The sequence below is a fragment of the Bacillus sp. FJAT-42376 genome (genome assembly GCF_003816055.1).
GTDB lineage: Bacteria > Bacillota > Bacilli > Bacillales > Bacillaceae > Metabacillus_B.
The window spans coordinates 1036081-1060790 of record NZ_CP033906.1 but is presented as its reverse complement, the minus strand read 5'-3'; the positions used below and the strand labels follow the sequence as shown (position 1 = coordinate 1060790).

Genomic DNA, 24710 nt, shown 5'->3' with positions numbered 1-24710 from the left:
AACCTACTTAATCAGCAGGTTGTCTTATTATCTTATTAAGATCAATTCGCCCTCCCCAAAATCCCCCGCCGATACTCCTTCGGCGACACGCTGCACACCTTCTTAAACACCTTACTGAAATAATTCGGATCATGGTACCCGACCTCATACGTAATTTCCTTGATGCTTTTCTCGGGATTCCCGAGCAGCTTCTTCGCCTTTTCGATCCGGCATTCGGTTAGGAGGTCGATGTAGTTGATGCCGAGTTTTTCTTTGAACATTTTGCTGATGTAGATGGGGCTTAGTCCCACTTTGGTGGCCAGTGTGTCCAGGGACATGTCTTCATTTGAGTGGTCAATGATGTATTGTTTGATTTGGTGGATGGTGTCGGCTTCGGTTCGTTCGAAGTGGCTTGTGTAGGCCTGGATCATCCGGTCGAGCAGGGCGTCGGTTTCAGAGCGCAGCTGGCGGTACTGGTACGTCTGGTAGGAATAGAGGGGGGTGATGGTGTCGATGCCCATTTCCCTCATGACGCGGGATCCGATCCAGAGCACTTCGAGCATGCGCTGCTGGCTTTGGATCAGGTCGGTTCCTTTGTTCTCAAAGTGCTGGATGAGATTCATCAGCCTTGTGCGGACCTGCGTCCATTCGCCGCGGCGCACATGGTCGGACATTTCATTCTCCTGCCGGCCGGCGAATGGTTCTTCGCTTCCATCGCCCGTGACCGGTACATCGGCATAAAACCTGAATTTGGACGGGACGGCTGTATCCATCGCGGCCATGAGCGCTTCCTTATAGGACTGCCTGATTTGGTCGAGGGATTTATATACGTTCCCGATTCCGACGAACCAGTTGTCCTGCCCTCCTGATTTTGCGATGGAGAGAATGTCCCGCGCGAGGGTCGAGGCTTGGGCGCGGAACGTCTGGCCCGGTTTCCTGAAGAGGATGACGGGGAGCTGGTTTCCGTTCAAAGCCCCGACCCAGCCGCTCCCGGTCCGCCTTACTTTTTCTTTGACGAGCGGATAGAAATGGTCCTCTCCATCCGGCAGCAGGACGACCATTGCAAACATCTTATCTGCTGACTGGATGTCGAGCATGTCCATCAGCCGGTCCACCCGGACATCATGGACATGGTGGAACAGCAGCTGGGTGACGGCATCCGTTTCCGCGAGGGACCGGGTGCTTTGCCGTTCCTGCAAGCTGCTTTCCTGCACTCTCTTTTCTTCTTCGATTTCCTTCAGAATCTTGCCGATCGTCATGACGATGTCCGCCGCCTTGCTCGGCTTCAGCAGATAGTCCTTTACCCCGAACTTGATGGCCTGGCGCATAAAATCAAATGTATCGTAGGCCGTGACCATGATGAACTTGATGCCTGGATCGCCGGAACGGATTTGTTCCACCGCATCCAGCCCGTTCATCCCCGGCATTTTGATATCCATTAAAATCAGATCCGGCTTGAACTCATTTGCCATCTGAACGGCCATGTTCCCGTTTCTCGCCTGTTCGATGATGAGTTCCGGAAAATGTTTATGTAAAATGAGCTGCATCCCGTCCCGCTCAATCTGTTCATCATCCGTAATCAGGAGCTTGATCATCCCTATCCACCCCTTTATATGTAAGCGTTATCTAAATATCGTACGCCGTGTCTTAAGTCCTGTTCCCCATTTAGTGAAAACGTTCCCTTCTTCCTAATGATAAACCATATCCTGTCCGGCCATCTACAAAAACAAGAAAAAAGAGGGACTATTTTCAGTCCCTCAACGTTTTTCTTATCGTTTTTTCCGTGTCATAACATCAAAGATAACCGCTCCGGCGAGTACGCCGCCGCGAATCATGTACTGATAGGAGATTCCGACACCAAGCAGGTTCATCCCGCTTGTGAGGGAGGCCATAACGATCGCACCAATGATGGCACCCGTTACTTTTCCGACTCCCCCGGCAGAGGATACACCGCCGACATAGGCTGCCGCGATGGCATCAAGCTCAAACAGCGTTCCGGCTGTCGTGGTCGCGGATTGAAGTCGGGAGGTGAACAGGATTCCGGACAGGGCAGCGAGCATCCCCATGGAACCGAATACGATATACGTAATTTTCTTCACGTTCATCCCGCTCAAATGTGCCGCTTCCGGGTTGCTTCCGACCGCATAGATGTGGCGGCCAAGAACGGTTTTCGTTGTCAGGAAGTGATACACGATGACGACGAGCAGCATGATGATAACGGTCCATGAGAAGCCATTGTAGCCTGCAAGGATCCAGGTAATATAGGCAATGATGGCAGAGATGAAAACAAGTTTCAAAATAAAGATTCCGACAGACGTTACGTCAAATCCATACTTTACTTTGTTCCGGCGTGTTTTGATTTCACTGTAGATCAGATACAGAATGCCGGCAAGCCCGACAAGCAGGGACAGCACGTGCAGTCCGCCCGCTTCCACAAGAGACGGGATATACCCGTTCCCGATGGCATTGAACGAATCATTTTGAATGATGATCGTACCGGTTTTCTCCGTCACCTGAAGGAGCGCTCCCCTGAAGATCAGCATTCCGGCAAGCGTCGCGACGAAGGACGGGATTCCGATTTGGGCAACGAGCAGACCGTTGAACAGTCCGACCGCAATCCCGAGTACGAGAATGACCGGTATGACAACAAGCATCGGCAGTCCTGCCTTCGTCAGCAGGATTGCGACGATGGCGCCGAGGAAACCGGCGACGAACCCCACCGATAAGTCGATGTGGCGGATAACGATGACAAGGGTCATCCCGACGGCAAGCACCGCGATATACCCTGCGGAATCGATCAGGTTGCTGATGTTCCGGGACGACATGAAGAGTCCGTCCGTCATGATGGAGAATGTAAGGATAATAGCGAACAGGGCAATATACATGCCGTAGTCACGAATGTTTTCACTGATTAGCGTTCTGGCTTCACGAAAAAAGTTCATGGTTAGTACCTCCTATTGCGTCGCAAGCTGCATAATTTTTTCTTGATCGGCGTTTTCGATGGCGAGCTCGCCCTTAATGGCGCCTTGGGCCATGACGTATACCCGGTCGCTCATGCCGAGCACTTCCCCGAGCTCGGATGAAATCATGATGATGCTCATCCCGGCGTCGATCAGTTCGTTCATCACCGTATAAATTTCAAACTTCGCCCCGACATCGATTCCACGGGTCGGCTCATCAAGAATGAGCAGCTTCGGCCCGACGAACAGCCATTTGCCGAGAGATACCTTCTGCTGGTTCCCTCCGCTCAAGTTTCCGGCGAGCTGCTCGAGTGAGGATGTTTTAATATGAAGCGACTTTTTATAATGGTCAGCGATTTTGATTTCTTCGTTGTTGTTCAGCACCCCTTTAGTGGAGATGCCTTTCAGGTTCGCGGCGCTGATGTTGTTCTTGATATCCTGGATCAGGAACAGCCCGTCGCCTTTCCGGTCTTCCGTTACATAAGCGATTCCTTCACGGATCGCATCACTCGTATGCTTCAGATTCGCCGGCTTCCCGTTGAGCTTCATTTCACCCTCGAGTTTGTATCCCTTGGCATTCCCAAAAATACTGAGGGCAAGCTCGGTCCGGCCGGATCCCATCAGTCCTGCGAGACCGACGATTTCGCCTTTCTTTACATGAATGTCTGCACTCTTGATCACCTTCCGCCCAAGTTTCGGGTCATAGGCAGACCAATTGAATAATTCAAGGATTGTTGCACCCGGTGCTTTCTTCGGGCGCTTCGGATAAATATCATCAATGGCACGGCCCACCATGTTCTTGATGATGCCGGCTTCGGTAATCTCTCCCGAAGGGCCGTCCAGCGTGCAGATGGTTTGGCCATCACGGAGAACCGTAGCCTGGTCGGCAATGGAAATCACTTCTTTTAACTTGTGCGAAATCATGATACATGTAATGCCCTGCTTTTTCAGTTCACACAGAAGCTCGAGAAGGTTTTCACTATCGTCTTCATTGAGTGCCGCGGTCGGTTCATCGAGAATGAGCAATTTGACATCCTTGCTCAGTGCCTTCGCAATTTCCACGAGCTGCCGTTTCCCGACGCCAAGATCCTTGATCAGCGTATCCGGTGTCACATCCAGCTTCACTTTGGCCAGCATTTTCTTCGCTTCGACGATCGTCTCGTTCCAGTCGATGACCCCGCCTTTTTTCACTTCGTTTCCGGCAAAAATATTTTCATAGACGGTGAGATCCGGGAACAGCGCGAGCTCCTGATAAATAATCGCGATGCCTGCGTTCACACTGTCATTGATTTTATTAAACTGCTGCACTTCACCCTCATAGACGATGTCTCCGTCATACGTTCCATACGGATACACCCCGCTGAGCACCTTCATCAGCGTGGATTTCCCCGCGCCGTTTTCTCCGACGAGGAAGTGAATCTCGCCTTTTCTTACCTTGAAGTTGACATTGTCGAGTGCTTTGACGCCTGTAAAATGCTTGGAGATCTGTCTCATCTCCAGAATGTATTCACTCATCATGTGATCCCCCTTAACAAAACAGCTGGTACAATCACGAAATAGTGATAGAAAGCTCTACCACTATTCCGCCTGTTTTAAGTTTTTACAGACCTGAGAATTCCTTCTCTTCGTAATACTTGGAATCGATCAATTCCTTTTTCACGTTTTCTTTATCCACGACAATGACGTCCGTTTGTTTTGCTTTAACTTGTTTCTTGCCGTTATCGTATTCACCCGTTGTTTCCGGTTTCTTGCCGTCAAGGATTTCAACTGCCATACCCATTGCATCTTTTACAAGCGTACGAACGTCTTTGAAGACCGTCATGGACTGCTTGCCGTCGATTACGTATTGGATGGAAGCTTTCTCTGCATCCTGTCCAGTGATTACGAAGCTTTTCACATCTCCGTCAGAACCGAAAACATCAGCGATGGAACGAGCTGTTCCGTCATTTGGAGCAAGAACCGCAACGTCGCCCTTCATGTCAGCTTTCGCTGCAGTCAAGTGAGTTTGCGCTTTGTTTTTCGCTTCACTTGGATCCCAGTTCGTCGTTACCTGGCCAAGAATTTTGCTCAATTGGTCACGGGAAAGCTCAGCCGTATCTTTCAAGCCTTCTGCTTCACTTGAGTTCGCCACTTTGAATGTTCCGTCCGCGATTTTCGGCTGAAGAACGCTCCAAGCACCTTGGAAGAACAAGAACGCATTGTTATCAGACGCTGCACCGGCATACAGGTACAATGGAGTCCCTTTGCCTTTTGCATGGTCGATTAAGTATTGTCCCTGAGCTGCACCAACAGCCAGGCTGTCGAATGTTACGTAGTAATCCACGGCATCCGTATTCGTGATCAGACGATCATAAGAAATAACTTTAACGCCATCTTTTTTCGCTGCTTCAACCGCTGCTGCAGCCGCGTCGCCATCCTGCGGGCTGATGATCAGAACCTTGATTCCTTTATTCAGCAATGTTTCCACATTTTCTTTTTCCTTAGCGGAAGAACCTTGGCTGAACAGAATTTCCGTTGTATATTTCGAATCTTTCAGAGCTTCTTTAAAACGCTGCTCATCCTGTACCCATCTTGGCTCATCTTTTGTAGGAAGGACAATCCCCACATCGACTCCGGCGCCACCGCCGCCTCCGCCCGTGCTTTTACTGTTGCATGCTGCAAGCATCCCGACAAACAGCATCAGAACCATCAAAGATGAAAACGCTTTTAAAAACTTATTCATCTGTAAACCCCCTTGAACGTTTTTGTATGATTACAGCTCAATTATATGCTGAAGGTCCCGGATTGAAAGCGTTAACAACTAGCAATCTTTTAATATTAGCTGTACTTTTTTAATATTGGGGTATAAAAAAGACCTATTATAATAGGGGGATTGGGTGGGGAAGCTTGGTGGCGGCGGGGCAATGGCGGGGGTCAGTCCCCACAAATTTTACAGCACTAAAGCTCTGGCACCTTTTCCGCAAACCGCTGGGCCAGAAGGCTTCACAAACCACTGCCTCTGTCCCCCGGTACGGTGAAGAATCGCGGGACTGGCACCGTGCCAGTCCCCAACAATTTTACCGTATGAAAGCTACGGCACCGCCTCTGCAAATCGCTGCCGCATAAGGGATCGCAGACCGCTGCCTCTGTCCCCCGCTGCGGTGAAGGATGTTGGGTCAGGCACCGCCCCAAAAAACTGTATTTAAATGGGGATTGTTCTCTGCTGACGCTGCTTATGTTAGGCTCTTATTAATAGGAAAAGTTGTTTTAATACAAAAGGCAGGAGATAAAATGAAACGAGGCATTGATTTTGAAATCCCCAATGAACACGGAAGATTTCTTTGGGAAGTATTGGCTCCGTTTGAGATGACTGAATTCGTCTGGACAATCGGGCATGAAGAGTCCTATATTGTGGAAGATAATGCACTAGAGAGACCTCTATTTCCGGAAGAGAAAAGCGGAATGGACGGCTTGCTTCTTAGAAAACTTCTGGAAAACAATATGTATTATCTCATCTTTGCAAATTTGCAAGCCTATCCGAGAGGGGAGCATTACGAACGGGTTGATACGTATGAGGAATTTGTAAACAGCCATTGTCAGCTGGTTCTTTTAGTGGTCGATACTATAAATGTAACGATTTATTGCAAAGACAAGGAAAAGCTTGAAAACTTGTACCAACAGGCAGACATTCAAGGGTTTCATCATCTCCGCTATATTACTGACAAAAATGATTCAAGAACAAGTCTATCCGTTTGGTGATACCCCATTTATTTTTCTGTTTTCCTTCAATAAATGACTAAAGACAGCCCTCTTTACACCAGGCTGTCTTTTAAAGTTACAGATTAACCGGCCCCAGCACTTCAACGGTCGAAATAAGCGGCGATCTCCCCACCATCACCCCGTTCTTCCATACCGTCACCTCACCAAACGGCTGTCCAACCGCAATGGATGCAATCGGCGTTCTGGGGTAAATATTTTTAATCGTAACCGGCAGCCTTGAGTCCTTTTTGGCAGAAAAGGAAATGGCGTTTTGCACGACGAGCGGAACGGGAGTATTCCGGACATTAATGGTGGCAACGGCTTGTCCGGCGAAAACGGGCTGGATCGTCTGCATCATCGAGAAGGAATAGGCTGTCATCGCGGCAAGATCCTTGACGGCATGTGCCTTTGTGGATTTCATGACGACTCCGATCAGGGTGGCATCCCCTTTCTGGACGATTTCCACAAGGGCATTGCGGGCTGCATTCGTGTATCCCGTCTTTCCGCCGATTACATTCGGCATGCTGTGGAAGGCGGACTTGTTTGTCACTTTTACGGTGCGCTTCGACGTACGGACCGTCGCGGACTTCGTTCCCATCGTTTTTAGGACGTCCGGATAGTTTAAGTACGCTTCCCTTGTAATCAGCGCCATGTCCTGGCTGGTTGTGTAGTGTTTGCTGTGATGAAGTCCATTCGGCGTCACAAAGTGGCTCTTTTTAGCCCCGATTTCCTTTGCTTTCTCGTTCATCAGGACACTGAACTTCGCTTCGCTTCCTGCTACATGCTCGGCGATCATCGCGGCGACATCATTGCAGCTTAAGATGAGGAGGGCTTTCAAAGCATCGTCCCGGCTCATTTTTTCGCCCGCCTTTAACCGGAAGTAGGAATTGCTGCCGTCTTTGCTAACGGCATTTTTGCTTGCCGTCATCATTGTGCCGGGCTTTACTTGGTCCATCAGAATCATCGCGGTCAGCACCTTGGTCATGCTCGCCGGATACCATTTTTCATCCTGTCTTTTCGTATAAAGCAGTTCCCCGGTCTTTGCATCCATAACGACACCGTAGTGGCTGTACACATTTGGCACCGCTGCAGCTGCCTTGGCCGGACTTGCTTGTCCTGCGAAAAGAAGAAAAATAAGAACATAGAAAACTAGCTTTCTGTTAAACATGAAAATCCTCCTGGTAACAATTAATAATGGTGTACCTCTGAATCGGCCGGTTTGCTTTTGACGGTTTTAACGGCCCAAAACATCAGACATCCAATGAGTCCGCTGAACGTATTCAAAATGACATCATCGATATCTGTTGCCCGTCCTTCTGCGTAAGGAATGGCTGATTGGAAAAAAGCGAGAATCAGCTGGGCCCCCTCTATTCCCGCTGAAACCAAAAAGGTCATGAACATGGCTGTCCTCCAATCCTTCGCTATTTTTAAATGCTGGACACAGAACGAAACCGGAGCGAGCATAAGCGCATTCCCTGCAATTTGAACCATCATTACCGCAGGAATGTCTGGCCGGCTGAACGTCATGCAGATGGTTTTAAATGGAATAAGATTAATGAGGTTTGTTTGAACATGCAGGCTTTGCGTGTGTTCCGCAGTTAAATAAGAAGAAAGGGAGACAAACGTGACCTTTTCATGGAGAACGCATAAAAACCATACAAATCCTCCGAGTACAATCCAGTCAGCTGCCTTGTTCACATGGGCTTTTTTCACCACGGGGACGGCTGCCGCAAGAAGAAGGAGAGTATTAGCTGCCCAATCCGCAAGTACTGCAGGAGAAGCAGATTGAACGGCAGAAAGCACGTACCGGCATGTAAAAATCAGAGGAAGAAGGAGAATGAGTCTCTTTGTTTTTTCCATTTTAAATTCCTTCTATTAAATTCTATTATTTGACAAACACAACCTATATTTTACAGGAGAATGAGACACTTGCGGAGAAAAATATGTATTTTTTTGAAATTTTAGGTGTTTTAGTGGAGATTTCATGTTTAAAGGAAGGAAATAAAGGGTATTTAATTTTTTTAATCCACAGGAATTCTCATTGATTCTCAAAAGATGAACTGAATCACAACACTTTAGCCAATAGAAAGGGAGGATTCCCATGATTCATTCGATTAAAAATTTTGACGAGGCGGCAGAAATGATTCTGCGTTTTATGAGTGGTGTTGTCCCATTGAACACCCTTTTCATTGCGAAAAATGATCAGCGATTCAATGAAATTGAAAAGGTTGTGAACCGGGATTATGTGCTGCTGAGCAACGGGGAAACCATGCCGTTTCAGGATACATTCTGCAAACTGAGTGTCGATCATGGGAACCGCATCCTATTGATAGAGGACTTGAACCAAAATGAATTAACAAAAGATATGGACGTTACCCGAAATCTTGCGGGAGGAAGCTTTATCGGCATTCCGATCAATTACAGCACGGGGGAAAACTACGGGACGATCTGCGGCCTTGATTCTAAAACGGTAAGCTTTGAAGAAGAGCACGTTGAACTTTTCACTACGATGGCCTCCCTCTTAAGCTATGTCCTCGATTTGGACAAGGTGAACCGGGAAATCGAAGAGCTATCTGCTCCGATGGTGCCGCTCACAGACGGAGTGGCCGTTCTGCCGATTATCGGCGACATCAGTGAAAAAAGGGCACAGATTATCATCCAGTCCACCTTGAAACAGAGCTCAGACCGCTCGCTTCAATACCTTATTCTTGATTTATCAGGGATTCTCCGCGTTAACAGAGACGTTATCCATCACCTCGTCCAGCTGGCGAACATGCTCTCATTAATCGGAGTCACCCCAATCCTCACGGGCATCCTGCCTGTGCAGGCTCAAAATATGGTCCAAAGCAATTTGATAGTAGACGGAATTTTAGTAAAAAAATCTCTGGCAGCGGCGTTATCCCATATTGGATTTGCGCTGGTGGAGAAAGACAGACGTCCTTAGGGCGTTTTTTTCTTTTGGCCTAAAATGACGGTTAACCGGATTTCTTCCATAAATGCATCATCCGGATGAATGCGCAAAAGTGCTTCTCTCAGTTCCGTTTCAAATGACTCCCGATCTTCTATCCATCTTATTGACCCATAGGAGGTTGAATAAAGATTACCAATGATGGAATCGGCCGTCCAAACATGCTGATAAGCAGGCAGACGGAGGACCTCCGCATGAAACCCTGAACGGGAGACCCTTTCTTCATAGCTCATTGACGGGTGCGCATATACGGTTTTTCCAGCCTTCCGCTCTTCCCCGTACCATTTCTTTACGATTCGATCCAGTTCAAGCTGCCATGGTTCGGGCTCCTGATTCGAATCATAAGCATCTACAATCGCAATTCCTCCCTCCTCATCAACTTGGCTGTACAATGATGCTAAAACAGCTGACTGATCCATCCAGTGAAACGATTTTGCCATCAGCACAAGACGATATTTTTCAGTCTGCACCCCCTTCAAATAACACTCCGCTTTACCAGGTTTCCACTCACAATGCTCCACCCTTGCTGCCAGGCGGTTCCGCTCTGCTTCTCCAAGCATTTCTTCTTCAGGGTCTACTCCGATCATTTTTTCAAACCAGTCCGAAAGCCTGAGTGTGAGCTGCCCGGTACCGCAGCCAAGGTCCAGCAGCTGCCCCTTCCCATCTAAACGGAACCGGTCTACCAGCATCCTGATTAAGGAAGAAGGATAAACGGGGCGGTATTTGGAGTAATAGGCGGCGGTGCCTTTAAAAAGATTTTTTCCGTAGTTTGTCATGGTCCATCTCCCTCTCGATTCATATAAAAGCATACTAAAAAAGGATGAGGCCGGATACCTCTTCCTTTTTTACGTGCATTAGATTTTAAAATCAAATTCATCCGGATGCGGACCGCTGCGGAGATTTTCGTTCATCGCGTCAAGCTGGTCCATTTGTTCCTTTGTCAGTTCAAAATCAAACAGATCCAGGTTCTGCTGCATTCTCTCTTCGTTCATCGATTTCGGGATTGTAATGACGCCATGCTGCAGGTCATAGCGGAGAACAACCTGGGCTGCCGTTTTCTGATGGGCTTTCGCGATTTCCTGAATGGTTTCGTTCTGCAATAGATCGCCGTTCATGAGCGGAGACCATGCTTCCACCTGAATATTGTGCTTTTGACAATATGCCCTCACTTCCGTTTGGGTAAGCTTCGGATGGAATTCAATTTGGTTGATAACCGGTGTTACCTCTGCTGTTTCAAGCAGGTTTTCCAGATGGTGCACTTGGAAGTTGCTGACGCCGATCGCTTTGACGCGTTTCTCTTTATAAAGTGTCTCAAGGGCTTTCCAGGCTTCCTGATATTTATCCTGACCGGGCCAGTGAATCAGGTACAGGTCCAGATAGTCGAGGCCCATTTTGCTTAAGCTCTCTTCATAAGCCGCAATGGTTTCTTCATAGGAAAGTCCGTCGTTCCATACTTTCGAAGTCACAAACAACTCTTCTCTCGTAACAAGCCCTTCTTCGATTGCTTTTCTGATGCCGCTGCCGACGCTCGCTTCATTTCCGTAAATGGCTGCGGTATCGATGCTGCGGTAGCCCATTTTGATCGCAGCCACAATCGCTTTTTCCAGTTCAGCGCCTTCCTCTACGCGGAAAACACCGTATCCGAGTTCTGGCATTTTTGTACCGTTGTTTAAATCTATATAGTTGATGGACATTGTTTAATCTCCCTTTTTTTGTGGATTGTTAACATCTGCCCAGGGGACAGGGTGCTATCATTATAAATCCACAGAGAAGCCATGAACAGCAGGCACTTTTTTGTGGGATAGGAACTTCAAAGTAACAAATAGAAAAAGAGTGCCTTCCCAGCACTCTATAAATCAACATTCTTTCTTTTTTGCCGTTTTTCCTTTTGCACATCAATGTACAGCCAAATCGTCTGGAGTAAGAAAAAATCGGGGTCAGTCCCCTCAAATTTTACCGCACTAAAGCTCCCGCACCTGTACTGTTAAGCCTTGATGCATAAGGGCTCGCTGCACACTGCCTCTGTCCCCCGCTGCGGTGAAGCAAAACGGGACTGGCACCGTGCCAGTCCCCACAAATTTTACCGAATGAAAGCTCTGGCACCTGTACTGTTATGCCTTGATGCATAAGGCCTCGCAGCCCATCGCCTCTGTCCCCCGCTGCGGTGAAGCAGAACGGGTCAGGAACGACCAACTACGTTCTCTTACGTCCCGCAATACGTCGCATAAGGGCCGCATTCAGGTCCCGGCGGCTCAGCATATGTCTTTTGTTTTTCCGAATGCTCATATGGATTTGCAAGGACATCGAGCAGTTTTTCCATCACGGTTAAATCTCCGTTTGCCGCCGCTTCAAGGGCTTCTTCCACCCGGTGATTCCGTGCGATGATGGCGGGGTTGCTGTTCCGCATCAGCTGATGAACGGCCTCCTGCGATTCTTCCTGCCTGGCTAGTCTTTCCTGCCAGCGCGCCTTCCACCCGGCGAAATCCGGATTGGCCGAAAGTGCTGATTCCCTGTTAAAAGTCAAAGCCACAAACGTATTCGTATAGTCTGCCTTTTCCTTTTGCATCATTGTGAGCAAGTGCTGAATGAGTGTTTCATCCTTTTTTTCTTCATTAAAGAGGCCGAGCTTGGCTCTCATTCCTTTATACCACTCCTGCTTGTAAAGCTCAGGGTAGTGAGAAATCGCGTCTTGGGCGATGTTTACCGCTTCCTCCTGCTCTTTATGCAGAAGCGGCAGCAGGCTTTCCGCAAATCTGGCCAGGTTCCAGCCGCCGATTCCCGGCTGGTTGACATAGGCGTACCGGCCTTGGACATCAATGGAGCTGAAGACCGTTTCGGGATCATACGTATCTATAAAGGCACATGGTCCGTAATCAATCGTCTCGCCGCTGATCGTCATGTTGTCCGTGTTCATGACGCCGTGGATGAATCCAACTAGCATCCATTTGGAAATCAGTTCTGCCTGCCGCTTCATGACTTTCTGAAGAAGGGACAAATACCGGTTATCATCATCCTTTATTTCCGGATAATGACGGCTGATTGCATAGTCAGCAAGCGCCCGCAGTTCTTCCTCAGACGTCCAGTTGGCGGCATATTGAAAGGTGCCGACACGCAGATGGCTGGCGGCTGTTCTCGTTAAAATGGCACCTGGCAGGGCGGTTTCACGGTAAATCGGTTCCCCCGTTGCCACCACCGCGAGACTCCGGGTTGTCGGAATCTGAAGTCCATGCATCGCTTCACTGATGATGTATTCGCGCAGCATCGGACCGAGTGCCGCACGGCCGTCCCCTCGGCGGGAATATGGCGTCGGACCGGAGCCTTTCAGCTGGATATCCACCCGTTCCCCTGAAGACGTCATCTGTTCCCCAATCAGCATCGCCCGTCCGTCTCCAAGCATCGTAAAATTCCCGAATTGGTGGCCAGCATAGGCTTGGGCGAGGGGAACCGCTCCTTCCGGAAGCTCGTTTCCGGAAAGAATGCCGGCATTCGTCTGAAGCTCATCTGCCTCCAGACCAAGACTTGCAGCAAGCTTCCTATTAAAAATGACCATCTCAGGACGGTTCACTGGGTTCGGCTCGATTTTTGTGTAAAAGGATGATGGCAGACTGGTGTAGCTGCTGCCCAGGTTCCATCCTGATGTGGCTGATTCCTTTTCCATCGTATCTTCCTTTCTTTTTTCCGTGTTTAGTATTATTTTAACACTGCAAGGACTGATTATTGATTGATCGGTATTGGATTATAGACTTTTCTTACCGGTTGGACCGCTTATCCTGCCTCCGCACTGTGTTTCCACCAAAAAAGGCATACAGCCGAATTACTGTATGCCTTCTCTTACATCCCCTGCTTCAATTCCCGTTTAACGGACGATTTCTTCATGATCGGCACAAGGACCAGCACGCCAATCACGAGGAGAATGGCGGATATTTCGTACAAGTACACGATGGAAAGATTCTTTTTCAGCACGCCTGAAGCGGACATCGTAATAACCATCGCTCCCATAAAGAGCGGATTCAGAATACCGTTGACCCTTCCGATGAAGGACTCTTCCGTATTTTGCAGAATCATAGTGTTGATTCCTATGTGAATGCACGGCATGAACAACCCTGCAAAAAATTGAGCGGCTAAGGTGAGCCATAATTCTGTGGACAGCCCCATGCCGACCATTCCAATCGCGCTCGCTGCCATCCCGATTGCAAGGAGCATTTGCGGCATCACTTTTTTGGAAATAGCAATCGTGATTCCCCCGCCGAGGATCATCCCGATTCCGAAGGCGGCCATGAGCCATTGCAGCTCTTCTTTAGGAAGTCCGAGCCTTTCCGTAATCAGGAACACACCGAGCGGCTGCGTCAACCCGATGGCAAGCCCCGCCGCGGCAAAGCATGCTCCAAGAAGGGTGAGCGCTTTGCTGTTCAATACATAGCGGAATCCTTCCTTCATTTCTTCCATTAACGTTGTCTTCGGTTTTTCCTTGGCCGGTTCAGGATCCGGCGGCAGCATGAGAAGAATGGCCGCCGAGACGAGGAAGGCAACCCCCATTATTCCGACAGCGGCGAGAATGCCGAACCGCTGAAACACAAATGTTCCAAGGATTGGACCTAAAATCATAAACAGGGCAAAAACGGTCTGGTACATCGACATCCCCATTTGAACAAGCTCTGCCGGAACATGCAGCTTAAAGAGCTTCATCCCAGCCGGCTGGGAAAACTGGGAGAGAATCGAGGAAACGAGCGTCGCGAAGAAAATAATTTTCCAGTCCCCAAAGAACAGCGTAATCAGAACCATAAACACGGAAACCGCGCTTAACAGGTCACACCACACCATCGTCCTTTTCGGCCGCCACCTGTCCGCGAACGTTCCGCCAATAAAGGAAAACAAGAAGATCGGAGCAAATTCTGCAACGGATATGAGCGACACCGCGATCGGATTTTCATTCGTCTTTTCGATGACATACAGGAGAATCGAATAATTCCTCACCCAAATCCCAATCTGCAGGAAAAACACCGAAAATAGGATCGTTCTGATCACCCGGTTTTGAAACAAAGCCCCCATCCCAAGCTTTTTCGGACTTGTTATTTCCGACATAAAAAAACCTCCTTTTCCATTCCTGGACAAGAGGTTTCGCTTCGATCACATGTAAAAAACAGAGCATCCCCATAAAGGGCCTGCCTGTATTTCTATCCAGTGCTCAAAAGGCAAAACTAATCCAATCCAGAAAAATAGTCCGTATTTGTTATGGAGTACGACTGTTTTTCTAAACAAGAATTAGCAAATCATCGCCTCTTGGTCACCCTTCCGTCATCTGATATTGCCAATATTAACCTATTCTGAATGAAAAATCAATATGCCGATTAAAATCCGGACGACACCTGCTGGTAACCAGTATGTCAGTTCTCCGGTGTTTTAATCGGTCTCGCTTCTATTTAAGCTCCCTGTGAATTCTTCTCATGAACTCCTTTACCTTTCTTGAAGGGACCGTGTCTTTCCTCCTGATGAGAGCCAGGTGAAGCGGTTCTTTATCGGCCGCATCAATCTCAATCGGTATGACCGTATCGTTTGGATAGGGGGAACGGCTGCGGAAAGAGTAATCCATCCCGAGGGTAACGGCCACCCCGCTTTGCACGGCCCGCTTGATCGCTTCCGTGTTATTCGTTGTAAAGAGAACATCGATTGGACCATAAGGAGATAGAGTATCGTACGCGAACTTTTTGATGTAGTCATCGTTATACAGGACGAGCGTTTCCTTAATGAGACGCTCCGGAGAGATCCGGTCCAGCCCTGCGAGCGGAGATTGTTTATGAACACCCGCCACCATTTTCCCTTCCAGAATCTTCTCGGCAATCAGTTCGTGGTTTTGAACCGCAAATGAATGAGAGGTTAAAATCAGCCCGATATCCAGATCATTATTCAGAATCCCTTCGGCAATTTTCACGGGCCCCATTTCATAGATTTCCACTTTCACGTTCGGATAATCGGTTTTGTACGCGGAAACCATATCGATTAAAAGATTAATCGGACCCGGGATCATCCCAATTTTCAAATCTCCGGCAAGCGTATCGGAGCAGCGATTCGCTTCTTCCTTCAATTCTCCGATGGCAGCGAGAACTTTTTCCGCTTTTTCTATGATTTTCATCCCTTCGGCCGTTAACGCGGTGCCTTGGCGATTGCGGATGAAAAGCTGGATACCCAGTTCTCTTTCCAGCTTACTGACCGACTGGCTGATGGCGGACAGGCTCACATGCAGATGGTCGGCAGCCTTCGTAAGCGATCCCGCTTTCGCCGCTTCTGCCACATGCTCCAATTGCTCAATATTCAACGTCCTTCCCTCCTTAAGCTGCACTTAACTAAATGTCACTTTTATTAAATTATAATGAATCTTCAGGAATGATAAAATCAAATTATGCTAGAAACAGGGAGGAAATTGAAAATGACGAAAAGAGTAGCCGTAATTACAGGCGGAGCAAGCGGAATCGGAAGAGAAACATGCCTTAAATTTGCCAAAAAAGGAGACCGGGTTGTTGTAGCTGACTTTAATGACGCAGCCGGAAATGAGACAGTGGAACTGATCCGTTCAAACAATGGGGAAGCCATTTTCATTAAAACAGACGTTTCCAAGTATGAAGATGTTATCCAATTAATCGAGAAAACCGTTGAAGAATACGGAAGAATCGATATTATGTTCAATAACGCCGGAATCGGCACATCCACACCCGTTCCGGATATGGATATGGACACCTACCACAAAATTATCGATATTAACCAGCACGGTGTAGCGTACGGAATCATCGCAGCCAGCAAAAAAATGCAGGAACTGAACATTAAAGGAGTTATTATCAATACAACCTCCGTCTATGGAGTTCTTGCCTCTCCAAGCACCTTTGCCTACCACGCAACTAAAGGGGCCGTCAACATGATGACCAAATCAGCTGCCCTTGAACTCGCTCCATACGGAATCCGGGTAGTGGGCATTGCCCCTGGCGTTGTGGATACACCGATTATCCAAAGCTACAGAGACCACGGCATCATCGATTCCATGAAAGCCAAGGTCATGGGCAACAAACTTACCCAGCCTGAACAGCTTGCAAATGCTGTCTACCTTCTTTCACTGGAAGAAGCCGACGCCATCAACGGCAGCGTTGTTATGGCTGATGAAGGATATGCTTCCTTTAAATAAAGCGTTTAGCCCGGAGAGGGACTCTCCGGGCATTTTTGTATGGTGCGGAACGTTAATTTGTCCATTTGCTCTGGTTTAGTGGCTGTTACTGGTCCGAATTTCGCCGTTACACTCAATTATTTGGCCGTTCTTCCTACTAATCTGGCCGATCGATTTTATCTGGCCATTCAATCCGGTTATCCGGCCGTTCCCGGTCCGAATCTGGCCGTTCCACTCTATTATTTCGCCGTTCTTCCTACTAATCTTGCCGATCGATTTTATCTGGCCATTCAATCCGGTTATCCGGCCGTTACAGGTCCGAATCTAGCCGTTCCAAGATAGAGTCCATATAATTGTGTAAATAGAAAAAGGGTCATATCACCCTCATGTTACAATGTTTTCGACCAAGAAAAAATGTAATGGAGGATGAATATGACCCAAATTAATCTTACCCTAAATGTGGAGGACTTAAAAGACCACCTCTTGAATTCTAATCTGGACGCTGTCGTGAAATCATCACTTGTTTTGATTCTGAATCAAGTGATGGAAAGCGAACGGGATGAGCACCTGAACGCGGATGCTTATGAAAGAACGAGTGGCAGGACTGACTACCGGAACGGCTATTATGAACGAGACTTTCTTGTTTCTATCGGAAAGATTAACCTGAAGGTTCCCCGTACCCGAAACGGTGAGTTTTCCACCTCTGTGTTCGAGAAATATAAGCGGGCTGACCAAGCCCTCGTCCTGTCTATGATGGAAATGGTCGTCAACGGCGTTTCAACTCGCAAAGTGACGAAGATTATGGAACAGCTTTGCGGGGAAAGTGTGTCCAAGTCCCTTGTCTCCTCCATCACCAAAAAACTTGATCCCATTGTGAACGAGTGGGCTAGCCGCCCTCTGAATGTCATGTACTACAAGTATGTGTTTGTGGATGCTTTGTATATTAAGGTCCGCGAACATCAGCGTGTGGTTTCAAAAGCAGTTTATGTGGCCGTTGGGGTCAACTCTCAGCTTAAACGGGAAGTCATTGGGCTGGCTGTCAATCATTCCGAATCCAAAGAAGGCTGGACCCAATTCTTTAGCCACCTTAAATCTAGGGGATTTCAGTCTCCCAAACTGATGATTTCGGACGCCCATAAGGGCTTGAAGGCAGCCATTCAGGAATCCTTTGTCGGAACAAGCTGGCAGAGATGCACGTTTCACTTTAAAAAGAACCTGTTTGACCGCATGCCGAAGAAACAGGCAGAAGAATTAAAACACGCCCTCCTCCGTATTTTTGATGCCGCGAAACCAGAAGACGCAAGAGCTTTAAAAGAGGAGTTTATGCACACCTATGATGGAGAGCGCGGATATGAAACGGTGCTGACACTGTTGGACGATGGTTTTGAGGATCGCATCCAATTTATGAATGAACCTCTGGGCTTCCAAAAAAAGCTGCGGACCACCAATAACCTGGAACGCCTGAATGCTGAAATCAGAAGAAGAGAGCGCGTCATTCGAATCTTCCCCAATACCCAGTCTGCTTTTCGTCTGATCGGAGCTGTCTTGATGGACTATGAAAAATCCCTCGACCCTGGAGATCGAAAGTACATGTACGACGTGAAAGAGAACTAAGTTCTCTTCCTCTATAAAAAAATGCCCTATCTATTTTATAAGGTTGAAAACATGGTATGAATATTTACACAAGATAATGGACTTGACCCGTTCCAACGCATTATCTGGCCGTTCTTCCCACTAATCTGGCCGATCAAATTAATCTGGCCATTCAATCCACTTATCCGGCCGTTACAGGTCCGAATCTGGCCGTTCCAACGCATTATCTTGCCGTTCTTCCCACTAATCTTGCCGATCAAATTAATCTGGCCGTTCCAACGCATTATCTTGCCGTTCTTCCCACTAATCTTGCCGACCCATTTTATCTGGCCATTCAATCCGCTTATCCGGCCATTCCCGGTCCGAATTTGTCCGTTACACCGTATAATTTAGCCGGTCTTCCTACTAATCCGGCCAATCGATTTTATCTGGCCATTCACTCCGGTTATCCGGCCGTTTCCGGTCCGAATCTGGCCGTTCCAACGCATTATCTTGCCGTTCTTCCCACTAATCTTGCCGACCCATTTTATCTGGCCATTCAATCCGGTTATTCGGCCGTTCCCGGTCCGAATCTGGCCGTTCCACTCTATTATTTCGCCGTTCTTCCTACTAATCTGGCCGATCGATTTTATCTGGCCATTCAATCCGGTTATCCGGCCGTTCCCGGTCCGAATCCTGCCGTTCCACTCTATTATTTGGCCATTCTTCCTACTAATCTTGCCGACCCATTTTATCCGGCCATTCACTCCAATTATCCAGCCGTTCCAGGTCCGAATCCGGCCGGTCCACCGCATTATCTGGCCATTCCTCCTGCCAATCTATCTTAGCCCGCCTTACTCAGCGGTTCGCCCGCCCAATCCGCCGGCAGCGGCTCCTTTTCCTGCCCCGGTTTCCCTCAGCTGCTGATTAATCAAATATTTCCGGAGCTGTAGCAGGTCTTTTTCGCGGATGGACTTGATTTGGGAGCCGTACCGGAAGAGATGGGAGGGGAGTTCCAGCCGGTTTTGGACGGTGATATGGGTCTGCAGGATGTCTTCCTCATCTCTTACCTGCAGCCGCAGTTCATATGCGGTTTCTTTGGCCAGGGATTTTTCTGTTATAAATCCAAATCCGTTGAGGCTGATGTCGATAATACTGACCGCGGCCGGTTCCCGGTCTTTTATGTACAAGTGGCCGGTGATCTGGCAGGAGTGGCGGTAAAAGCGTCTCCGGTCGTTTGGTGCTTTTTCTTCCTGGATGGGGAGATACAAATACAGGTTGAAGTTTTCCTGTTTCAGCACATAGGCGTGAAAGGTTCTTCCTTCGAACTTGCATGTCAGCCGGTCGCCGAGGTCAATCCCGGCTGTGTCTTTTACGATGACGTTCATCAGTTCCCCTTCGATATGGTGGAGGGCTGCTGTAACCGGCCGGTGATCTTTCGTGAGTATGGTCATATAGTCCATCAGCTTGTTCCGCTTTCCAGGAATGCGAGCGGGTCTTTTTGATCCATATGATAGATTAATGGAGTGATGTTTCTGGTGATTGTATCCATTAGGAGGATGTCTTCTTCCTTCAGGCTTGCCGCGGTTTCTGTTACGATCAAGTATCCGTACGGCGCCTGGAATCCGCTCTCTGTATAGTCGTATTCATGCTGCCACTGAATCGGTGCAATGACGATTCCTGTGGATTCACCGAGCCGTTCGCAGAACTGTTCATCGGAAAAATACGCCGGCAGCCGGTCTGAAAAGTAATCATAGTATATTTCATCCCGGATGGTTCGCTGGATGCGGTCTTCAAGGAGAAAGGTTTCGCCTGTAAGGTCTGCGCCAATGCAGGCGGCAATCTCGTAAGCCTCCCCGTTGTCAAAAGCGAAAAAAGCTTTGCTTACCCCGAAGCCCAGTTCAAGGGTCGTCATCGACAGCTTCAGAAGCTCTTCCTTTGTTTTGCAGGAATTGATCGTCCGAATGAGCCGGTTGTACATCTGCAGGACGTTCAGCTTCGATTCCGCTTCCCGCTTCTGCTTTTCCTGCTTCTCAAACATCTGGGCATTGTTTAAGGCAATGTAGGTGGAGGAAGCGAGTGTTTCAATCAGCTCAATCGTTCCATGATCATATGGGGTGTTTTGCCTTGATTCGCTCAGCGTGACCATCCCGATCAGTTTTTCCTTCTGGATGAGAATGATATATTCCGCTTCCAGGTCGGCTAACACGGATGGATCCTTAAACAGCTCATTCAGCAGCTCCGGTTCTTCCTTGATGCGGATCACAATCCGGTCGGGACAGAAGAAGCGCTCTTTCATTTCAAGCTCAGCGTACCGGCACTGGAAGGAATGAACGTTGCGGTAGCCCTTTAATTTAATTTTATTGGTGAGAGGATCATAGATTCCGAAGCTTGTCACCCGGCTGCCTGACACTTCGCTGAATACATCCGTTGCCATTTCGTACAGCTTGCCGACATTGAGCTCGGACAGAAGGGCCTTGATGCTCTGGTTGAGGACGAAAAGGCTGAATACTTTGCGGTCCAGTTCCCCGTTGATCGTCTGGAAATCGAGAAACCGCTGGTTATTTTCAAGGGAGGCATTCACGAGGTTCATCATGATGGTCAGAACGAGTTCATCGTCCTTCGTGATGTCCCCCGCTGTCTTACCGTCCGTCACAATGAGCCCCACCAATCGGGTATCATTAATCAGGGGAATCACCCAGGCTGCGGAAAATCCGCGAATGAAGGCTTCAGAAAAATACTCTGGAAGCTGACCGGCTGAAAGCGGCCGGCCATAATAAAGAGGCAGCCCCTCCAGCTTTTCGTTAACCGGAATCTCGTATTCTTGCGTGTCGTATTCCTTCGTATGAGCGAGGATAAACCGCTCGCCGCTTCTTTTGAAAAGGGCGGATCGATGAAGGGTCAGAAGTTTGTTCGTAAATTCGAAGGCAAATTCAAATAAAGCGTTTTTTTCATACCTTTGGGTAAACACTTCGATCGCCTGAAGCAGGATTTCGTATCGATAGGATTTTTCAAGACTCATTCCGGATGCTCCTCATTCATATTTCAACTCGCGGCCTGTCGCGTAAAAAGTACCTTTCGTTAACGAATCTACCTTTTTCTTGATGTTTTTGATTTCAATATACGTTTCCGGGTAGGCTTTCTGAAAAATCGATATCTCCCCGTCTCCCTTGATTTCAAGCATTTTCACGAGCGACTGGCGTTTGTGTTCAAAGTGCGAGATTTCTTTCAGCTTCTCCTCATGGGCCTGCTTTAATTTTTCAAACTGAACGAGCTGCCATTCATTGAGTTTGCTTGAAAAGTTCTCATAGATTTCCATATGGCGCTGAATTTCCTCAACGTTCCGGATTACCTGCTTGTACTCGTTTAACAAAGATACATAGTCTTCCTGAAGAAGGGTCCGGTCAAAGCCTTCTACCTGAATGATCGTTTTCAGCTCAATCTTGTTCCCGATCTCATTGGCAAACACTTTTCCTTTGGCGATAATGTGGCCGCCGATAATCTTCCCTTTATGCTGTTCAGTAATGACATTTTTCGCAGCCAGGGTGCTTCCTTTCGCATAAAAGCCGATGTGGATATCCTCTCCCGCCTTTAGCTCACAGTCATTCGCATGCTTCACGAAGATGTTTTTGGCGGCTTGAATGGTGCCGCTTCCGAAGACCCCGCCTTTTATAAAAATATCACCGTTCAATGACTCAATTTTCCCGACCTGTCTGACGCCAAGCTCAGACAGCACCGCAATATCGATTCCTGCTGTTACCGAGAAGCCTTCCTGAACCGTCCCCTTCACCGTAACCGAGCCATCGAACTCAATGTTTCCGGTACCGATGCCCACATCCCCTTCAATGAGAAGGTGGTTTGCGATTGAAATTCTCCCGGCGGTTTTGGAGACGATTCCCTTGATGCCCGCTCTCAGGACGGTCTTTCCGTCTTCCTCCAGACTGAGAACCGACTTCGGATCATAGTGAAGTCTTTTATCCTTCCCTTTTCTCGGCTTCAGTTCCTCCCCGAGCACATTGACACCGCTCGTTCCTTCTGTCAGCGGAATTTTCTCTCCGAGCCAGTCCCCTTTTTCCACTTCATCGATGAAATTCATGTTATAGAAGTCCGCCTTGCCGGTCTCTTCTATCACGGGCTTTCTTTCGGAAAGTTCATAGTAGCGGATCACGGCATCCGTTCCGTCAGCGGGCTCCATTCCTTTCGCCACTTCGATCCACTTCATCGGGACCAGCTCTTTTTGAATCGCCTGAAGGCTTAGACCTTCAGTTACGCCCGCATCCGCCAGGACTTCCATCACCATGCCGGTCAAATCCCCTTGCATTCCGGTAAACTCTTCGGTACTTGCTAGAATTTTGACACTTGCGGACATTTTGTCTTTACTGACGGTATGGACGATCACCGGGAGATATTGGCCAATGTTTACATTAGAATGCGTTGCTTCCTCCAGTCCTTTTTTCAGATTGGGGAAAGAGGTAATAGAGATTCTGGGGTACAGTGTGAGCAGAGAATTAAAATCCGGGAGCGGATAGCCTGGTCTCGCCACGTTTAAGTAAACCGTATCACGTTCCACTTCCAGCTGAAAAAAATCATTCTTCGTCAGGATCATCATGCATCTTCCTCGAATCGTTTTATAGGTATTTTTACTTACAGATTATTAATTAGCTAAGTAAAATATATCACAAAACAGGACTTTTGATTTTAATTTACAGATATTTAACACGTAATTTTGATAATTAACTTAGGCAATTAAAACTAATTTTCGACAAAAAAAGAGTGAGAGGATTCAGCCTCTCACTTCTTTGACGGCCCTTCCAACTCACTCTCGTTGATCCAGCCAATCTCTTGAATATTAGAATAATGGTTTGTGTATCCCGTACCGTTGATTGTATCGACGCTGAAGCGGTCTTCCCCGCTTTCACTGTTTGGAATCCATCTGAAATCCAGAAAGGGATTCGCAAAAAAATCGGCTATTTCCATCCTTTGTCCAGCGGTGATTTCTCTTGCCGTTTGTTCCATTAGGATGCTCCACTGTTCCGGCATCTGCAGCAGTCCGTACGATTTCTCCTGAAGAGACACGCTTTTCTTCATCTGCACGTGCGGCGTGTATTCCCCGGTTTTGCCCGAAGATTGAAACGACCGATCTTTCAACATATAAAAATCCACTGATTTCAAGTGATTTTTCGGATGAAGGTTCCACACATAATAATAGGACGACGGATCATCCTTTCTCAATTTCCATATGGAAGGAGCGCCTTTCGTATCGATTCCTGCCACCGTCCAGCGGTGATTTCGCCAAACCCAGTAGCTGAGCCCATAATCATTCGCCTTGGATACAAAAGGAACGAGCACATGCCCGCTGTCCACCGGAATCGCATCCTGGATCTTGGCCGGGTACGATTTAGGATAGGCGCTTTTAATGCCTTCTTTTATCTCCTGCTCACTCGACGTAAAGGCAGCCGGCGGCGAAAAATAAAACCAATACACGAATAGCGATGCAGCCAGAGCGATTCCGACAAGAGTCCACCCTTTTTTCTTTGTCATTTAACCGCCTCCCGAAAGACCGATTCGCCGGAGCGGAAATACAGCTGCTTTTTTGAGGTGGTGATTAAAATCCCTTTTCCGTCTCTTTCTACATATAGGACAGAATCTATCCAGCTTCCCCATTTCGGAACGGTTCCCGCTAGCATATAAGGGAATCGCTCGCTGATTCCTTTCCCTTCCGCAGCATTCCGGACCGTTTCGTAGTACCACTCTTCACTTTGGCTATCGTCTTGCTTCCAAAGAGGCAGCTGTTTGATGAATGACTCCTTATTTAAACCGGGCTCCGCTGCAGATGGATGGATGGGAATGACATAGGCCTTCTCCACATTTGCGAGATACGTTGAAGGCTGATTTTCCGGGTACACGAGACGGTGAACCGGGAGGCTGATCAAATCGGCAATCAGGAAAAGAAACGCCGCGGCAAAGCCAAGCCATGTATATGGCCGGTAAATCTTCCACGTCTCGCCGGTTTTATGAAACATCCAATACAGAACCCCGACCCCAATCGGGATGATCGGCAGCTTATACTCTTCGCCGAACAGAACAAAATCTGTTGAAAAAGAAATAAGCCCTATGATCAGGACAATAAGAATCTTCCATCCTTTCGGTTTCACCTCTTGTTTCCTGTACACCCTGAAGACCAGAAAAGCGATCACGCCCAGCGCGATTACCGAAGCACCGATCGAGATGGGATCTCTTGGAAAATCTATTTGAGCCATCAAATTGAACACCTGCCCCCTACTGTATTCCGTTTCTGTTTCAGGCTCCGTCAAAAGGAAGTCCTGCTAAAATAGCAGATCGA

At 48.1% G+C, this 24710-nt stretch carries 22 protein-coding genes; 6 read left to right on the top strand and 16 right to left on the bottom strand.

The window, feature by feature from the left end; genetic code table 11:
* Positions 1-41: 41 nt before the first annotated feature.
* The 4 genes from CEF21_RS05300 to CEF21_RS05285 form a co-directional block, all read right to left on the bottom strand.
* Positions 42-1574 (bottom strand): response regulator, encoded by a 1533-nt coding sequence (locus CEF21_RS05300; RefSeq protein ID WP_123913920.1) that lies wholly within the window; start codon positions 1572-1574, stop codon positions 42-44.
* Positions 1575-1748: 174 nt separating this feature from the next.
* A complete protein-coding gene (locus CEF21_RS05295) occupies positions 1749-2921 on the bottom strand; it encodes a sugar ABC transporter permease (protein WP_123913918.1) in 1173 nt (390 codons plus the stop codon).
* Positions 2922-2933: 12 nt separating this feature from the next.
* On the bottom strand, positions 2934-4454 hold the full coding sequence (locus CEF21_RS05290; protein WP_123919987.1) for a sugar ABC transporter ATP-binding protein: 1521 nt from the start codon (positions 4452-4454) through the stop codon (positions 2934-2936).
* Positions 4455-4539: 85 nt separating this feature from the next.
* Positions 4540-5661 (bottom strand): sugar ABC transporter substrate-binding protein, encoded by a 1122-nt coding sequence (locus CEF21_RS05285; protein ID WP_123913916.1) that lies wholly within the window; start codon positions 5659-5661, stop codon positions 4540-4542.
* Between the two features lie 548 nt (positions 5662-6209).
* On the opposite strand from CEF21_RS05285, the gene CEF21_RS05280 reads away from it, so the two are divergent.
* Positions 6210-6677, top strand: a complete 468-nt coding sequence (locus CEF21_RS05280) for a DUF2691 family protein (RefSeq protein WP_123913914.1) — start codon at positions 6210-6212, stop codon at positions 6675-6677.
* A gap of 76 nt (positions 6678-6753) precedes the next feature.
* Here CEF21_RS05280 and CEF21_RS05275 read toward each other — a convergent pair whose 3' ends face one another.
* Together CEF21_RS05275 and CEF21_RS05270 are read right to left on the bottom strand one after the other, a co-directional pair.
* Entirely contained in the window at positions 6754-7845 is a 1092-nt protein-coding gene (locus CEF21_RS05275) for a D-alanyl-D-alanine carboxypeptidase family protein (RefSeq protein WP_123913912.1), read from the bottom strand.
* A 20-nt stretch (positions 7846-7865) separates the two neighbouring features.
* A complete protein-coding gene (locus CEF21_RS05270; RefSeq protein WP_123913910.1) occupies positions 7866-8537 on the bottom strand; it encodes a VanZ family protein in 672 nt (223 codons plus the stop codon).
* A gap of 241 nt (positions 8538-8778) precedes the next feature.
* Here CEF21_RS05270 and CEF21_RS05265 point away from each other — a divergent pair, with 241 nt between their 5' ends.
* A complete protein-coding gene (locus tag CEF21_RS05265; protein WP_123913908.1) occupies positions 8779-9621 on the top strand; it encodes an STAS domain-containing protein in 843 nt (280 codons plus the stop codon).
* On the opposite strand, the gene CEF21_RS05260 is transcribed toward CEF21_RS05265, so the two are convergent.
* From CEF21_RS05260 to CEF21_RS05240, 5 genes are all read right to left on the bottom strand, one after another.
* Entirely contained in the window at positions 9618-10421 is an 804-nt protein-coding gene (locus CEF21_RS05260) for a class I SAM-dependent DNA methyltransferase (RefSeq protein WP_123913906.1), read from the bottom strand. The genes CEF21_RS05265 and CEF21_RS05260 overlap by 4 nt on opposite strands.
* A gap of 78 nt (positions 10422-10499) precedes the next feature.
* The gene (locus tag CEF21_RS05255; protein ID WP_123913904.1) at positions 10500-11339 is read right to left on the bottom strand and encodes an aldo/keto reductase; all 840 of its coding nucleotides are present in this window, start codon (positions 11337-11339) and stop codon (positions 10500-10502) included.
* Positions 11340-11848: 509 nt separating this feature from the next.
* On the bottom strand, positions 11849-13303 hold the full coding sequence (locus tag CEF21_RS05250; RefSeq protein WP_123913902.1) for a protein adenylyltransferase SelO: 1455 nt from the start codon (positions 13301-13303) through the stop codon (positions 11849-11851).
* 173 nt (positions 13304-13476) lie between these two features.
* On the bottom strand, positions 13477-14727 hold the full coding sequence (locus CEF21_RS05245) for an MFS transporter (RefSeq protein WP_123913900.1): 1251 nt from the start codon (positions 14725-14727) through the stop codon (positions 13477-13479).
* Between the two features lie 334 nt (positions 14728-15061).
* On the bottom strand, positions 15062-15958 hold the full coding sequence (locus CEF21_RS05240) for a LysR family transcriptional regulator (RefSeq protein ID WP_164462087.1): 897 nt from the start codon (positions 15956-15958) through the stop codon (positions 15062-15064).
* Between the two features lie 111 nt (positions 15959-16069).
* Between CEF21_RS05240 and CEF21_RS05235 the strand changes: the two genes are divergently transcribed.
* The 4 genes from CEF21_RS05235 to CEF21_RS05220 all read left to right on the top strand — a co-directional run bounded on the left by CEF21_RS05235 (position 16070) and on the right by CEF21_RS05220 (position 19215).
* Positions 16070-16816, top strand: coding sequence for an SDR family NAD(P)-dependent oxidoreductase (locus CEF21_RS05235; protein ID WP_123913896.1), 747 nt, complete (start codon positions 16070-16072; stop codon positions 16814-16816).
* 39 nt (positions 16817-16855) lie between these two features.
* Positions 16856-17137, top strand: coding sequence for a hypothetical protein (locus CEF21_RS05230; protein ID WP_123913894.1), 282 nt, complete (start codon positions 16856-16858; stop codon positions 17135-17137).
* A 90-nt stretch (positions 17138-17227) separates the two neighbouring features.
* On the top strand, positions 17228-18409 hold the full coding sequence (locus CEF21_RS05225) for an IS256 family transposase (protein ID WP_123913892.1): 1182 nt from the start codon (positions 17228-17230) through the stop codon (positions 18407-18409).
* 347 nt (positions 18410-18756) lie between these two features.
* Positions 18757-19215 (top strand): hypothetical protein, encoded by a 459-nt coding sequence (locus tag CEF21_RS05220; protein WP_123913890.1) that lies wholly within the window; start codon positions 18757-18759, stop codon positions 19213-19215.
* A 6-nt stretch (positions 19216-19221) separates the two neighbouring features.
* Here the strand turns inward: CEF21_RS05220 and CEF21_RS05215 are convergent, their stop codons facing one another.
* From CEF21_RS05215 to CEF21_RS05195, 5 genes are all read right to left on the bottom strand, one after another.
* Positions 19222-19830: a PilZ domain-containing protein gene (locus tag CEF21_RS05215; protein WP_123913888.1), complete on the bottom strand. Its 609-nt coding sequence runs from the start codon at positions 19828-19830 to the stop codon at positions 19222-19224.
* Positions 19830-21389: a GAF domain-containing protein gene (locus CEF21_RS05210; protein WP_123913886.1), complete on the bottom strand. Its 1560-nt coding sequence runs from the start codon at positions 21387-21389 to the stop codon at positions 19830-19832. Before CEF21_RS05210 ends, CEF21_RS05215 begins: the two co-directional genes overlap by 1 nt.
* 12 nt (positions 21390-21401) lie before the next feature.
* Positions 21402-22976, bottom strand: coding sequence for a flagellar assembly protein A (locus tag CEF21_RS05205; RefSeq protein WP_123913884.1), 1575 nt, complete (start codon positions 22974-22976; stop codon positions 21402-21404).
* A 182-nt stretch (positions 22977-23158) separates the two neighbouring features.
* Positions 23159-23908 carry a hypothetical protein gene (locus tag CEF21_RS05200; protein WP_123913883.1) on the bottom strand — a complete coding sequence of 250 codons (750 nt, stop codon included), beginning with the start codon at positions 23906-23908 and terminating at the stop codon, positions 23159-23161.
* Positions 23905-24681, bottom strand: a complete 777-nt coding sequence (locus CEF21_RS05195) for a hypothetical protein (protein ID WP_123913881.1) — start codon at positions 24679-24681, stop codon at positions 23905-23907. Before CEF21_RS05195 ends, CEF21_RS05200 begins: the two co-directional genes overlap by 4 nt.
* Positions 24682-24710: the final 29 nt, after the last annotated feature.